At 72.0% G+C, this 13,902-nt stretch carries 12 protein-coding genes; 6 read left to right on the top strand and 6 right to left on the bottom strand.

The window, feature by feature from the left end; all coding sequences use genetic code 11:
- Positions 1-23 precede the first annotated feature (23 nt).
- Positions 24-485, top strand: coding sequence for an Lrp/AsnC family transcriptional regulator (locus ACVCAH_RS28475; RefSeq protein WP_447139303.1), 462 nt, complete (start codon positions 24-26; stop codon positions 483-485).
- A gap of 20 nt (positions 486-505) precedes the next feature.
- Here ACVCAH_RS28475 and ACVCAH_RS28470 read toward each other — a convergent pair whose 3' ends face one another.
- The gene (locus ACVCAH_RS28470) at positions 506-811 is read right to left on the bottom strand and encodes a BON domain-containing protein (protein WP_447139302.1); all 306 of its coding nucleotides are present in this window, start codon (positions 809-811) and stop codon (positions 506-508) included.
- 540 nt (positions 812-1,351) lie between these two features.
- Here ACVCAH_RS28470 and ACVCAH_RS28465 point away from each other — a divergent pair.
- Together ACVCAH_RS28465 and ACVCAH_RS28460 are read left to right on the top strand one after the other, a co-directional pair.
- The gene (locus ACVCAH_RS28465) at positions 1,352-2,920 is read left to right on the top strand and encodes a DHA2 family efflux MFS transporter permease subunit (protein ID WP_447139326.1); all 1,569 of its coding nucleotides are present in this window, start codon (positions 1,352-1,354) and stop codon (positions 2,918-2,920) included.
- A 152-nt stretch (positions 2,921-3,072) separates the two neighbouring features.
- Positions 3,073-3,375 carry a GNAT family N-acetyltransferase gene (locus ACVCAH_RS28460; RefSeq protein ID WP_447139301.1) on the top strand — a complete coding sequence of 101 codons (303 nt, stop codon included), beginning with the start codon at positions 3,073-3,075 and terminating at the stop codon, positions 3,373-3,375.
- A gap of 62 nt (positions 3,376-3,437) precedes the next feature.
- Here the strand turns inward: ACVCAH_RS28460 and ACVCAH_RS28455 are convergent, their stop codons facing one another.
- The gene (locus tag ACVCAH_RS28455) at positions 3,438-3,893 is read right to left on the bottom strand and encodes a hypothetical protein (RefSeq protein ID WP_447139300.1); all 456 of its coding nucleotides are present in this window, start codon (positions 3,891-3,893) and stop codon (positions 3,438-3,440) included.
- Positions 3,894-4,115: 222 nt separating this feature from the next.
- On the opposite strand from ACVCAH_RS28455, the gene ACVCAH_RS28450 reads away from it, so the two are divergent.
- The 3 genes from ACVCAH_RS28450 to ACVCAH_RS28440 all read left to right on the top strand — a co-directional run bounded on the left by ACVCAH_RS28450 (position 4,116) and on the right by ACVCAH_RS28440 (position 8,471).
- Positions 4,116-4,661: an RNA polymerase sigma factor gene (locus tag ACVCAH_RS28450; RefSeq protein ID WP_447139299.1), complete on the top strand. Its 546-nt coding sequence runs from the start codon at positions 4,116-4,118 to the stop codon at positions 4,659-4,661.
- Positions 4,658-5,836: a CU044_5270 family protein gene (locus ACVCAH_RS28445; RefSeq protein WP_447139298.1), complete on the top strand. Its 1,179-nt coding sequence runs from the start codon at positions 4,658-4,660 to the stop codon at positions 5,834-5,836. The genes ACVCAH_RS28450 and ACVCAH_RS28445 overlap by 4 nt, the downstream gene beginning before the upstream one ends.
- Positions 5,837-6,389: 553 nt before the next feature.
- Positions 6,390-8,471, top strand: coding sequence for an NPCBM/NEW2 domain-containing protein (locus tag ACVCAH_RS28440; RefSeq protein ID WP_447139297.1), 2,082 nt, complete (start codon positions 6,390-6,392; stop codon positions 8,469-8,471).
- Between the two features lie 100 nt (positions 8,472-8,571).
- Here the strand turns inward: ACVCAH_RS28440 and ACVCAH_RS28435 are convergent, their stop codons facing one another.
- From ACVCAH_RS28435 to ACVCAH_RS28420, 4 genes are read right to left on the bottom strand one after another with little or no spacing between them, the layout of a single operon-like run.
- A complete protein-coding gene (locus ACVCAH_RS28435) occupies positions 8,572-10,731 on the bottom strand; it encodes an alpha-galactosidase (protein WP_447139296.1) in 2,160 nt (719 codons plus the stop codon).
- Positions 10,728-11,552 carry a carbohydrate ABC transporter permease gene (locus tag ACVCAH_RS28430; RefSeq protein ID WP_447139295.1) on the bottom strand — a complete coding sequence of 275 codons (825 nt, stop codon included), beginning with the start codon at positions 11,550-11,552 and terminating at the stop codon, positions 10,728-10,730. Before ACVCAH_RS28430 ends, ACVCAH_RS28435 begins: the two co-directional genes overlap by 4 nt.
- Positions 11,549-12,484, bottom strand: coding sequence for a carbohydrate ABC transporter permease (locus ACVCAH_RS28425; RefSeq protein ID WP_447139294.1), 936 nt, complete (start codon positions 12,482-12,484; stop codon positions 11,549-11,551). The genes ACVCAH_RS28430 and ACVCAH_RS28425 overlap by 4 nt, the downstream gene beginning before the upstream one ends.
- Positions 12,484-13,776, bottom strand: coding sequence for an ABC transporter substrate-binding protein (locus tag ACVCAH_RS28420; RefSeq protein WP_447139293.1), 1,293 nt, complete (start codon positions 13,774-13,776; stop codon positions 12,484-12,486). Before ACVCAH_RS28420 ends, ACVCAH_RS28425 begins: the two co-directional genes overlap by 1 nt.
- Positions 13,777-13,902 lie beyond the last annotated feature (126 nt).

The raw sequence follows: 13,902 nt of genomic DNA, 5'->3' as shown, positions 1-13,902 counted from the left end.
CCGAACGAGCTTCAGGAGGCGGCGTGGACGACATCGACCGTGACCTGCTGGCCGCCCTGCAACGGGACGCCCACCAGCCGTACGCCGCGCTGGCCGCGACGGTCGGGCTCTCCACCGGGGCCGTGCACGAGCGGGTCCGCAAACTGCGCGAGCAGGGGATCATCCGACGGACGACGGTCGACGTGGACCCGGCCGCGGTGGGCCGGGGCGTGCTCGCCTTCGTGATGGTGGAGGCGAACGCCTGGATGGGCGACCCGTCCACCCACGAGGCCCTCGCCGCGCTGCCCGAGGTGGAGGAGGCGCACGTGGTGGCGGGCCCCGCCTCGGTGCTGGTGAAGATCCGGGTCGGCACGCCGGAGCAGCTTCAGGCCAGCCTCCGGCGGCTCTTCCAGGTCGAGGGGGTCACCGGGACGCGGACCATCGTCGTCCTGGAGACGTTCTTCGAGCGCCCACTGGATCCCCACCCGCCGACGACCGCCCACTGACGGGAGCGACGGCGGAAGGCCTACCGACCCCTCGGTCCCGGCCGTTCCGCCGGTCGCAGGCGCAGCGAGTTGCACACGTCGAAGACGCCCGGCACGTCCCACGCGAGGTCGCCGGCGACCTGGCGGGCCTCGGAACTGGCCACGATCCCGGCGAGGATCACCACCCGGTTCTGCACGGTGACCGCGATCTGCTGCCGGCGGGTGGTCCAGTCGATGCTCAGCCGCTGGGCCACGAGGGCGGCCAGCCGCAGGTCCTCGCTCTGCTGCTCCGGCACCTCCGGGGAGCGGAACCAGGGGTCGTCGGGAAATGGCCAGGGCAACACCATGGGTCCTCCGTTCGTGCTGGCGGGTGTCGTCCACGGCTGCCAGGCACTGCGTCGTGTCCGCCCACCCTCGGTGAGGATCGTGGAGGTGGCGATGCGGTTCCTCGACAGTTGTGTGACAAATGAGCTGACACCGTCGGGTGGCGGGCGTGACAGCGCTCATAGCCATCCGCTCCGCCGCCGGCCGCGAACGTCGAGGCGCGGCTCGCCGGCTGGGCCGGCAGGCCCGAGATCGATGGATCCGTCGCGACGCCTGTGAAGAGGTGCCCTGGTCGCCGGGGCGCCAGCTTCGGAGTGCCACGCCGCCACCGGCGGCGGCGCGGCCGTTGGTCGTCGCCTCGACCTGGGCCGTTCGGGTGGGATGGCGCGGAGTGAGGTCGGCCTCGACGGCCGGAAACCGGAGGCCGATTGTCGGTCCCGCTCGTTAGTCTGCCTGCGGGCACGGCTCCCAGACGTGACTACGCGCGCCGCACGAGGCCCGGCGCCCGGCCAGTGCCCGCCGGCCGAAACGGGGATTCAGGAGATTTTGTGACACAGCAATCCATGGCGACATCGGACAAGCTCGACGCGGCCGTTCTCAAGGTGGCCGGGGTCGTCGTCCTCGGCGCGATCATGTCGATCCTCGACGTGACGGTGGTCAGCGTCGCCCTGCCGACCTTCCAGCGCGAGTTCGACGCGACCTACGCCGAGGTTGCCTGGACGATGACGGCCTACACCCTCGCCCTGGCGACGGTGATCCCGCTCAGCGGCTGGGCCGCTGACCGGTTCGGCACCAAGCGGCTCTACATGGTCGCGCTGGCGCTGTTCACGATCGGGTCCGGGCTGTGCGCCACCGCCGACACGCTCGGGGAGCTGATCGGCTACCGGGTGCTGCAGGGCCTCGGCGGCGGCATGCTCATGCCGCTCGGCATGACGATCATGACCCGGGCCGCCGGACCCAACCGGATCGGCCGGCTGATGGCCGTGCTCGGCATCCCGATGCTGCTCGGGCCCATCGGCGGCCCGATCCTCGGCGGCTGGCTGATCGACACGGCGAGCTGGCACTGGATCTTCCTGATCAACCTGCCGATCGGCGTCATCGGTCTCATCTACGCGCAGCTGGTCCTGCCGAAGGACGCCCCCGAGCCGTCCGAGTCGTTCGACTTCATCGGCATGCTGATGCTCTCGCCAGGGCTCGCCCTCTTCCTCTACGGCATCTCCACGCTGCCCGAGGCGGGCACCTTCGCCGACGCCGAGGTGTGGGCGCCCATGCTGGTCGGCGGCGCGCTCGTCGTCGGGTTCGTCCTCTACTCCTTCAAGCCCCGGCACCCCCTGCTCGACCTGCGGCTGTTCCGCAACCGCAACCTGACCATCGCGACGGTGACCCTGTTCGTGTTCATCATCGCGTTCATGGGCGCCGGCCTGCTGTTCCCGAGCTACTTCCTGCAGATCCGCGGCGAGACGACGCTGGCGGCCGGCCTGCTGATGGCCCCGCAGGGCATCGGCGCGATGGTGACGATGCCGATCGCCGGTACGCTGGCCGACCGGGTGCCGGTCGGTCGCACGGTGCCGTTCGCGCTCGCGCTCATCGCGGTCGGGTTCTTCACCTTCACCCAGGTCGACCCGCACACGTCGTACTGGCTGCTCTGCGGGTCGCTGTTCGTGATGGGCCTGGGCATGGGCGGCACCATGATGCCGATCATGACTTCGGCGCTGAAGACCCTGCACGCCCACGACGTGGCCCGCGGTTCCACGCTGGTCAACATCCTCCAGCAGATCGGCGGGTCCGTCGGCGCCGCGGTGATGTCGGTGATCCTCACCAACGAGCTGAAGGGCTCCCCGGCCGTGCCGGGGGTCACCGGCCCGAGCGGCGAGCCGGTGACCGAAGCCGGCCTCGCCATCGGCATTCAGCAGCAGCCGGAGCTGGCCCAGCAGTTCCCGGTCGACCCGTCGATCATCGAGCGTGGCCTCGACTTCGCCGCCGGTTCGTTCGCCACCACGTTCTGGGTCGGGTTCGCGCTGGTGCTGCTCACGTTCATCCCGGCGGCGTTCCTGCCCCGTCGGCGCGAGCCGTCGCACCTGCTCGACGAGGAGCAGGGCGGCCAGGCCAAGACGCCGGTCGTCATCCACTGACCGACCGGTCGGGCCGTCGGGCACATCTCCGACGGCCCGACCCCGAGGCCGGTCCGCCGCAGGCGGGCCGGCCTCGGTCCGTCCGGCCGCCTCCCGGCCCGTTGGCCGGGCCAGCTCGGTTCGCCCGGCGGAACCCGTGGTTGGATGGCGGGGTGCAGTTCACCGTGACAGACGTGCCGGAGCGGGAGCGTTTCGAGGCGCGGGACGAGTCGGGAGCGCTGGCCGGCGTGGTCACCTACCAGCTGAGCGGCGCCATCATCGCCTACACCCACACCGAGGTCGGCCCGGAGTTCGAGGGGCAAGGGGTCGGATCGACCCTGGCCCGTGCGGTGATGGACGACGCCCGGGCGAGAGGCCGAACCGTGGTGCCGATCTGCCCGTTCCTCAGCGGCTGGCTGGGCAAGCACCCCGAGTACGACGCCATCGTGGCCCGGTCGACGCGCAAGGTGAAGTAACCGCACCGGTCGCCGGGTGCACGCAACGCGGCGGCTGCGGAGTGGCCGGCCGCGTTGCCGGGTCAGAGCGCCGAAAAACCCGCCGGTGGGCCGGGTCGGCCGGTGGCGGCGAGCAGCAGCGGCCCGGCGACGTCGTCGGCGACGGCGAGGTCGGCGACGATGCGAAGGGCCTGCGCCGCGGCGGTCGCGGGAACGTCCGGCGGTAGGCCGCGCGCCGTGGCGAGGTCCGCGGTGTGCACAGCGAGTTCGAACGTCCGGCTCGGCAGGTAGTCCCCGCGCCGCATGCCGCCCACGATCGTCGTGACCAGTGCGGCGCCGTTTTGCGCGTCGACGAGGACCAGCACGCGCGCGGCGATCCGTGCCACGGCGGCCGCGGGCTCGCCGCCCAACGTGGCTCCAGCCTCGCGCCCGCGGGCGGCGACCGCCGGCCCGGCGGCGGCTCTCGTCGCCCGCAAGTAGTCGCCCGGGGAGGCGACCCCGACGGCGGTGGCCGGACGGGCCAGGTGCGGACGAACCACCGGGTGGCGTCGGCGAACGCCCGACGTGAGTCGTCCCACGGGAACGCGCCTGCCAGCCTAGCCGCCGGGCCACCCGCGACCGCGTCCGACGAAGGGGCTGTCCCGCGCGGGAGCGGAGGACAGCCCCCTCGGAAACGTCCGGAGATCGCGTCTGGCGGTAAGAATCGTGCGCTCACCCGCACTACCTGGTGACGGCGTGCCTTCTAAAAGGAGCAGGAGCCAGTGGCGGAACCAGATGCGAAGGCCCGGTTCACCGAGCTGTACGCGGCACACCACGCGCAGGTGTACGCGTACGCGGTGGGCCGGGCGGGCCGGCAGCTCGCCGACGACGTGGTCAGCGAGACCTTCCTCGTCGCGTGGCGGCGACTGTCCGAGGTGCCGGCGGCACCGCTGCCGTGGCTGCTCGGCGTGGCCCGCAACGTGGTGCGCGAGCGGTACCGGGCCGAACTGCGGCAGTCGTCGGTGGCGGCGGAGCTGCGGGCCTGGGTCGACGAGGCGGACGCGGACGTGGCCGACCGGGTGGCGGAACGGGCGGCCGTGCTCGCCGCGCTGGCCCGGCTAGGCGAGAGCGACCGGGAACTGCTGACGCTGGTGGCGTGGCAGGGGCTGTCCAACCCGGCCGCGGCTCGGGTGGTCGGTTGCTCGGTGGCCACGTTCTTCGTCCGGCTGCATCGGGCCCGCAAACGGCTGAACCAGGCCATGACCGGCGCCGACGAGGTCGACCGTCGTGCCTCATCCACCTACGTGATCAAGGAGTTCAGCCGATGAGTCGGCATCGAGACCTGGTGCGCCTGCTCTCCGAGGCCCGTCCTCGACGTCTCGACCCGGATCCGGGTCGGATCGACCTGGCCGCGATCATGTCGTGCCCGCCGGACGACCCGGCGGGGCTGGCGGTGCGGCGGGCGTCGCGGCGTCGGCTGATGCTGGCCGCCGGGCTGGCCCCCACGCTGGCGGCGGGGGTGCTGGCGGTCGCGGTGGTGTACGACCGACCCGCCGCCACGCCACCGGCCCGGAGCGGTCCGGCCGTCGCGCAGCAGCCCGTCCCGACGGAGCAGCCGGTTCCCTCGCAACGGCCGGTCACGGCGCAGCAGTTCCTGCTGGCCGCCGCCGAACAGGTCGACCAGGGGGCGGCCACGAGCGGCCGGTACTGGGTGCGGAAGATCGAGGACGGCCTGGTCCGCCAGGTCGGTCCGGCGGGAGCGCGGTACGACGTCGTCGAGCGGCACGGCACGGAGTACTGGCATGCGAGCGACCCGAGGGACGGGAGCTGTCTCGTCTCGCAGCACCTGGGTGCCGTGCCGGCCACGGCCGCTGACGAGGCCGCGTGGCGGCGGGACGGCTCGCCCACCCGGTGGACGGAAAGGGACCCGGACCTACCGGATCCGATCGTCATCGAGGCGGCGGCCGGACCGACCGAGGTGATCGACGCGCGACCTCCCCGGCCCAGGAGAGGCATGGGCGGCACGCCCAGGGAGACGTTCATGGTGGGCGGCATGCCGATGACCCTGGCGGAGCTGTCCGCGCTGCCGGCCGATCCGGCGGCGTTGAAGGCCGCACTGCTCAGGGCGCGCGGCGCGAAGGGCAGTGTCACGGTCAGGCAGGCGTTCCTGTTCTGGAGCGCGAAGGAGTTGCTGTTCGACGTACCGGCGACCCCGCGGGTTCGGGCGGCCGCCTACCGGTTGCTGGCCGACCTCGACGGCGTGACCCTGCTCGGCCCCGTCGAGGACCGGCATGGCCGGGCCGGCATGGCCGTGGCGTACACCCGGCGTGGAGACGGCGGCAACCTGGTCCAGATCCGGCTGATCGTGGACCCAGGGACCGGACAGGCCCTCGCCGAGGAGTCCTGGGACCTCGGCGGCTCGGGCGCCGCCCCCGGAAAGCTGGCGCGCTACACCCTCGTGCGCAGCGCCGGTTGGACCGACGAGGCGCCGCCGGAGGGGTAGGAGCCGAGCGGCACCGACGCCGACCGGCGCCGCTGCGAGGTGCCTCGGGGCCGGCCACACAGGACGATCGAACGACGGTGGGGCCGCGAATGGCGCGGTCCCACCGTTGTCGTACGTGCTACCCGCGTCGGGTGTGGACACGCTGCCGCAACTAGAACTCATAATTTACGAATTAATATTGACACCTGACGGTGACCGGCGGCAAGATCCCGGAAACACACCTCAGGAGTACGGGCATGACTGGTCTGGCAACCGATCGAGGATCCGTTCCACAACGGACCGGGGTCTGCAGCGCCGGGACCCACGTCGACCGGTGCGTCACCGCCACGTCGGACACCTCCGGCCGTCCGCCCGCGGCGTCCGTCGTGAGTGGAACGACCACCGTGCCCACGGCACCGGCCGCGAACCGCGCGGTGCCGCTCCGGGCTCCGGCGCGACCGGGCGACAAGCCCCCGCGGCGGAGCGAGGTCCAGCCGGAGCACGTGCCGGACCGGAGGTCGGCCGGCAGGTAGCTCGCGGCGCCGCCCATCCACCGGCAGCGAAGGAATCCGATGTGAAACGACACGTACCGATCGCCCTGCTCGCCCTTGCGGCCGGCCTGCTGGTCGCGCCGGCACCCGCGCACGCCGAGCCGGCCGCCGCGGTCGCCGGCGTCGCGCCGGCGCCCCAGCAGGTGCTCAGCCCCACGCCGTACCAGGGCTGGAACACCTACTTCGGACTCGGCGGCAACTTCTCCGAGGAGTCGGTGCGGCAGGTCGCCGACGCCCTGGTCTCCCGCGGCCTGGCCCGAGCCGGCTACGACATCGTCTGGCTGGACGGCGGCTGGCAGGACCCGGAGCCGCGGACGGCCGCCGGCGACCTGCAGGCCGACCGGACCCGCTTCCCGAACGGGTTGAAGCCGCTGGTGGACTACATCCACGCCAAGGGTCTGCGGGCGGGCATCTACACCGACGCCGGGCCGTACATCCCGGGCAAGTGCGGACTCGGCAGCGGCGGCTACTACCAGCGCGACGCGGACCAGTTCGCCGCCTGGGAGTTCGACGCGGTGAAGGTGGACTTCCTCTGCGGCATCGCCGCGGATCTCGACCCGAAGACCGTCTACACCGAGTTCGCCCACGCGCTGCGGAACAACGCCAGCGGCCGGCCGATCATCTTCAACCTGTGCAACCCGGTGACCTCGCCCGACTGGGGCGACTACCCGGAGGAGCAGCAGTCGACGTACTCCTGGACCTACGCGCCGGCGATCGCGCAGTCCTGGCGGACGTACACCGACGTGGGCTTCGTCGGCGACATCAAGTTCAAGGATGTGCTGCGCAACTACGACGTGAACGCGCGACACCCCGAGGTCGTCGGGCCGGGCCGGTACAACGACCCGGACTACCTCGCCCCGGAACTCGGGATGACCGACGAGGAGTTCCGGACCCAGATGACGCTCTGGTCCGTGGCCGCCGCGCCGCTGGTGATCGGTAGCGACGTCCGGAAGCTCAGCCAGACCTCCGTCGACATCCTCACCGATCCCGACGTGCTGGCGATCAACCAGGACGCCGCCGCGGTCCAGGCCGTCCGGGTCGGCCCGGCCGGCACCACCGAGACGTGGGTGAAGCGCCTGGCCGACGGCGACTGGGCCGTGGTGCTGCTCAACCGGGGCGAGACCCCGGCGGTGGTGACCACGACGGCCGCCGAGGTCGGCCTGCCCGGGTCGCGGTTCACCGTGGCGAACGCCTGGACCGAACAGGTCACCGAGAGCGCCGGCACGATCAGCGCGGCGGTTCCGGCCCACGGCGCGGCGCTGTTCCGCGTCGGTTCGGCCGAGGGCGAGCCGGGTGTGCCGCACGTGACCGCCGGCCTGCCGGAGGTGACCCGGGTCGGCGCCGACCCGGTGCCGGACGGTCACCTGCCCATGCTCGCCGGCGGCGACGAGGCGCGGGTCGAGGTGGTGGTCCGCAACGACGGCCCGCGGCCGGTGTTCGCGCCGCAGGTCGAACTGGCGACGCCCGCCGGCTGGACGGTCCGCCCGTCGGGCACGGCGCCGGACCGGCTGGTTCCCGGCGGGGCCGCCACCTACGCCTTCACGGTGGCGCTGCCGGATTCCGCCGAGCCCGGCGCCGCCTCCCTGACCGCCACCACGTCGTACCGGGTGCTCGGGCAGGGACGGCTGCGGCAGACGACGGTGTCGGCGGTGGTCGTGGCGCCCGCGCCGCCGGACGGCGAGGTGGTCCTGTCGCACCACGGCTGGGTCAGCGCCACCAGTGGCTGGATGAGCCCGACGGTCGATCTCAGCGTCGGCGGCTGGTCGCCGATCAGCATGCTCGGTCAGGTGTATCCGACCGGCATCGGGGTCGCCTCACCGTCCACGGTCCGGTACTACGTCGGCAAGGAGTGCGGTCGGCTGACCGCGGTCGTCGGCCTGGACGACGCGGTGCGCAACGTCGGGCCGGAGGGTGCGACGGCGACCTTCCAGGTGGTCGGCGACGGCCGGGTGCTGTTCGACAGCGGGGTGCTGACCCGCGACGACCTCCGCCAGGTCGACGTCGACCTGACCGGCGTCCGGGTGCTCGACCTGGTGGTCGGTGACGCGGGCGACGGCGGCTACAACGACCGGGCCAACTGGGCCGGCCTGAACGCCAGCTGCTGAACCGGAAACAGTCGCACCCGGGTGATGGTTCACCCGGGTGCGACTGTCTTTTCGGATGCTGTCGGCGCGGGGATCGCCCGGCCCGACGGGGGCGGGGGCGTCAGCCGCGGAGCAGGACGAACAGTTCCGCGTCGTGGTCCGCGGTCCACCGCACCGGCAGGCCTACCGCGGTGAGGTGGCTGCCGGAGTAGGTGTGCTCGCCGTGCTGGTAGCTGGCCCGAGCGGCCAACCCGCGCAGTGGCAGCCGGACCGGTCGGGAGGGCAGCAGCCCGTGCCCGTCGAGCCGGCCGGTGTGCCAGGCGAGCACGACGACCGTGTCGCCGTCCGGCGCGGTGTACTGCACGGCGCAGCGCGGCTGGTCGGGGCCGCCGATCAGGTGCACCTCGCCGTGCGTGATCACCTCGCGGATCTGCTTGTAGCGGGCGATCCAGCTCGCCGCCTCGGCCCGTTGCCGCGGCGTCCAGTGCCGGATGTCCGCACCGATGCCGAGCACCCCGGCCATCGCGAGCACGAACCGGAAGGCCAGCGAGCGGGGTCGCTGGTCGAACAGCCCGACCGCGTCGGTCACCCACGAACTGAGCAGGTGCGGGGCGTTGGCGTGCAGGAAGCCGTACTGGATGGCGAGCCGGTCCAGCGGGCCGGTGTTGTCGCTCGGCCAGAAGACGTCCGCGTGGGCGGCCATGGCGAGGTCGGTCCGGGCGCCGCCGGCGGCGCACGCCTCGATCACCACGTGCGGGTGGTCCCGGCGCAGGGCCGCGTAGATCCGGTGCAGGTTGGTGACGTGGGCGCCGTCGAGGTCCGGCCGGACGGCCGCGCCGGGCCGGCCGGGTTCGGTACGCGGCCGGTTGAAGTCCCACTTCAGGTACCCGATGTCGTGCTTGCGGAGCAGCCCGTCGAGCGTCGAGTGGACGAACTCGGCGGCCTCGGGCCGGCCGAGGTCGAGCAGGTACTGGTTGCGGATGGGGGTGATCGGCCGGTCGTCGATCGCGTAGATCCAGTCCGGGTGCTCGGCGTAGAGGCCCGATCTGGGGCTGACCGATTCCGGCTCGACCCAGAGTCCGAAGGTGAGGCCGAGCGCGCGGATCTCGGCGACGAAGGCGTCGAACCCGGCGGGGAACTTGGCCGGGTCCGGGGTCCAGTCGCCCAGCCCGCCACGGTCGTCGTGCCGCCCGACGAACCAACCGTCGTCGACCACGAAGGTCTCCACGCCGAGTTCCGCGGCGATCCGGGCCAGCGCCAGCTGGTTGCCGGCGTCGACGGCGAACTCGGTCGCCTCCCACGAGTTGTAGAGCACGGGCCGGGCCCGATCGAGCCGGTCGCCGGCGAGCTGCCGCTGGTAGCGGTGCCAGACCCGGGCCAGCCCGTGCAGCCCGGCGTCGCTGTAGGCCCCGGCGACCACCGGCAGCGTGAGCCGCCCGCCGGCGGGCAGGTCCAGCCCGCCGTCGACCAGCCGGCGACCGACCCGGATCCGGGTGAGCCCCCCGGTGTCCGGCTCGGCGACGATCTGCCACGAACCGGTCCAGGCCAGTGTCACGCCCCAGGTCGGGCCGTCCGTCGCGGCCCGGTCCCGGACCGCCAGCCACGGTACGAAGGTGTGCCCCGGCACCCCCTGCGAGCTGCCGACGGTGAACTGCCCGTGGTCGAGGTCGGCGTGCGCGAGCTGGAACTCCTGCGCCCACTGGCCCCACTGGTAGCTCAGCCGGGCCCCGTGGGGGGTGGGCACGCAGAACCCGGCCGAGCCGGCCCGGGCCAGCCGCAGCGGCGCCGGGCCGGTGTTGTCGAGCTCGACCCACCGCTCCACCACGTCGGTGCCGGCCGGGACGCGGTAGCAGTGCTCCGCGCGCAATCCCGTCACCGGGTCGGCGAAGGTGACCCGCAACTGACCGCTGTCGGTCGTCGCCTGCTGGAAACGCCAGGAGACCCGGCGGTCGCCGGTCGCCGTCTCGACGACGAGGTCCGCGCCGGCGAACGGGCGGGCCGCGTCGGTGGCGTACTCCACCGGCGCGAAGTCGCCGGCGGTGAGGAACGGGGTCGGGCCGGTGTAGCTGACCGGTGAGGGGCCGTCGGCGACTCCGGACGGCCCCCAGGCGACCAGCTCCAGCCACCGGCCGTGCCCGGGTACGACGACGGTGTACTCGGTCTCCACCCCGCGCAGCGTCCACGGGCCGGCGAGCGGGGCCGGTTCGTCGCCCGCGTCCGCCACGGCGCGCGCGGCGGCGCGCTCGTAGACGTTGCCGGGTTCGTCGGCCGGCCCGCTCACTTGACGGCTCCGATCGCCAGGCCGGACACGAAGTGCCGCTGGAAGCGCAGGAAGACCAGCAGGGTCGGCACCGCCGCGATCACCGTGCCGGCGGCGATGACGTTCCACGAGGAGACGAACTGTCCCTGCAGGGCGAGCAGGGCGGGGGTCACCGGCATCCGGTCGTCGGTGCGCAGCACGGTGATCGCCCAGAGCAGGTCGTTGAAGATCCAGGTGAAGGAGAGCGCGCCGAGCGCAGCCAGGGCGGGTCGGGTCAGCGGCAGGATCACCCGGGCGAAGATCTGCGCCGGCCCGGCCCCGTCGATGGTGGCCGCCTCCTGGATCTCGCCCGGCAGGTCCCGCATGAAGCCGTGCAGCACGAAGGTGTAGAAGCCTAGCCCGAAGCCCACCTGCACCGCGATCAGCGCGGCGAGGGTGTCGTACAGGCCGGTCAGCTCGCTGAACTTGCTGACCGGGATGAGCAGGATCTGTGGCGGCAGCAGGTTTCCGGCGAGCATGAGCAGCAGGATCGTCCGCCGGCCGGGGATCCGGAACCGGCTGAGCGCGAACGCCGCCACCGCCGCCAGCCCCAGGCTGAGGAGGACCGCGGGCACGGTGACCAGCATGCTGTTGACCAGGGCGCGCAGCTCACCGCCGTCGGTCCAGGCCTGCCGGTAGGTGTCCAGGGTGAACGAGCGCGGCAGGCTGCCCACCCCGTGCGCCGCGATGTCGTCGAAGGTCCTCGTCGACATGGCGACGACCCAGAGGATCGGGCCGAGCCACAGCAGGGCCAGCAGGCTCATGCCGGTGTGGAAGGCGCCGGTGCGCAGCGCGCGGATCATGTGTCCTCCCGGAACGCGCGCACGAGGTAGCCGAGGATGACCGCGAGCGCGAGGATGAAGATCACCACTGCGATGGCGGAGCCGTAGCCCAGCCGCAGGCTCTGGAAGGCGGCGGAGTACATGTAGGTGCTGAGCAGCTCGGACGAGTGGTAGGGCCCGCCACGGGTCAGCGCCCAGACGATGTCGAACGACCGCAGCGAGTCGATCACGATGACCGACAGCACCACCGCGTTGACCCCGCGCAGCTGGGGGATGGTCACCTTGCAGAGCCGCTGCCAGCCGTTGGCGCCGTCCACCCGGGCGGCCTCGTGCAACGCCGGGTCGATCGCCTTCAGGCCGGCCAGGTAGAGCACCATGACGTAGCCGATCTGCCGCCACAGCGCGGGCAGGATCACCGCGTAGAGCGCGGTCTGCGGATCGGCGAGCCAGGGCCGGATCAGCTGCTCCAGGCCCACCGCGCGCAGCAGTTGGTCGGCCAGCCCGTCGGGCTGGTAGAAGACCCGCCAGACCAGCGCGGTCACCACCAGCGAGAAGACCACCGGGGTGAACAGCGCCGCGCGGTAGAAGCCCACCCCGCGCCGCTCGCGCTGCAGCAGCAGCGCCATGCCGAACCCGCCGACGACCGACAGCCCGCCGAAGAGCACCAGCCAGATCACGGTGTTGACCAGCGCGCCCCGGAAGATCGGGTCGCCGGCCAGCTCCACGTAGTTGTCGAAGCCGATGAAGGTGGGCGGTGCCAGGCCGTCCCACCGGGTGAGCGAGAACCAGAAGCCCTGCACGGCCGGCCAGAAGACCCAGATGCTCTCGACCGCGAAGGGCACCAGGACGAACGCCACCAGCAGCGGCGACGGGCGGTTCCGCCGGCGTCGCCGCTGCTTCGGCGTCGCGCCCGCCGCCGGTGTCCGGGAGGTGGCCGGTGCGAGTGTCGCCATCAGCCCTTGAAGACCTTCTCGGCGCCGGCCTGCCACTCGCGCAGGATCGCGTCGATCTGGTTCGGCTTGTCGATGAACTTGGTGAGCGCGGTGTCCGCGGTCGGCTGCAACGCGTCGCTCGAGTCGCGGTTGAAGAACTGGGTCAGCTCCGCGGCGCTGTCCAGCATGGACTTGCCCTTGGCGACCAGCGGGGAGTCGGCGGCCTTCGCCTTGGGGTTGGCCGGCAAAACGATGCCCGAGCTGCTCCTGATGTACGTCTCCTGCGCCTCCACCGAGGCCAGGTAGGTGAGCAGTGCCCGGGTGCCGGTCGGATTCGCCGTCTTCGCGCTGGCGAAGAAGCCGTCGGTGGGCGCCTCCTCGGCGACCGGCACCGCCGGGTCGATGATCGGGAACCGGAAGAAGTCGAGGTCGCCGAGGGCGTCCTTCGGAGCGGCGTCGGCGAAGAAGGTGCCGATCAGGAACATCCCGGTCTTGTTCGCCAGCAGCGCGGTGGTCGCCTCCTGGAACGGGTACGCCTTGCCCTTCGGGTCGAAGTAGGGCAGCACCTCGCGCCAGCGGGCGAAGACCGCCTTGACCTTCGGGTCGTCGAACCGCTGCTTGCCGGCGAGGAGTTCGCGGTGGAACGGGGCGCCGTTGATCCGGATGTTCAGGTAGTCGAACCAGGCCGAAGCGACCCATGGGGTGTCACCGAGGCCGATGCCGATCGGCGCGACGCCCTTGCCCTGCAGGGTCTGGCAGAGCGCGAGGAACTCGGTCCAGGTCTTCGGCTCCTGCACGCCCCACTTGGCGAAGTTCGACTTGCGGTAGAAGAAGCCCCACCAGTAGTTGGTCATCGGCACGAAGATCTGCTTGCCGGTCGGGTCGGTGGAGATGGTCCGCAGCGACTGGGGGTAGTCGCCCAGCCCCTGCCACACGTCGGAGACGTCGAGCAGGAGATCCTTGCTGGCGTAGTTGTTGGCGACCGAGCCGGCGTACCAGGTGTAGACGTCCGGCGGGTTCGCCGAGGTCAGGTAGGTGGGAAGCTGCGTGCGGTAGGTCTCGGAGGCGATTGTGTTCAAGCTCGCCTGACCCTTGCCCTGCTTGTTGAAGCTCTCGATGAGCTTCTCCATCGCCGCCTTCGCCTGCGGCGAGGAGAGGTTCGACTGGAGGGTGACCGCGCCGGACGCCTTCTCCGCCGGTCCGCTGGCGGAGCTGGCGCAGGCCGTCAGGAACGAGCCGGCGCCGAGCGCGCCGGCGCCAGCGAGGCCGAGGTGCCCAAGGAACCGGCGGCGACCGGGGTTGAAGTCGCTCACGGGGGTGTCCCTTCCTCAGTGACACGGTGCGTGACAACGCGGTTGTGTCAGTCATGTGAACGGTGTGGCCCGAAGGTTGCATCCGTCGCATGTGGCTGTCAAGATGTTTTACTAATTAATGATTAG

The sequence above is a fragment of the Micromonospora sp. LZ34 genome (assembly GCF_052981855.1).
This window is presented reverse-complemented; position numbering and strand designations above follow the sequence as displayed.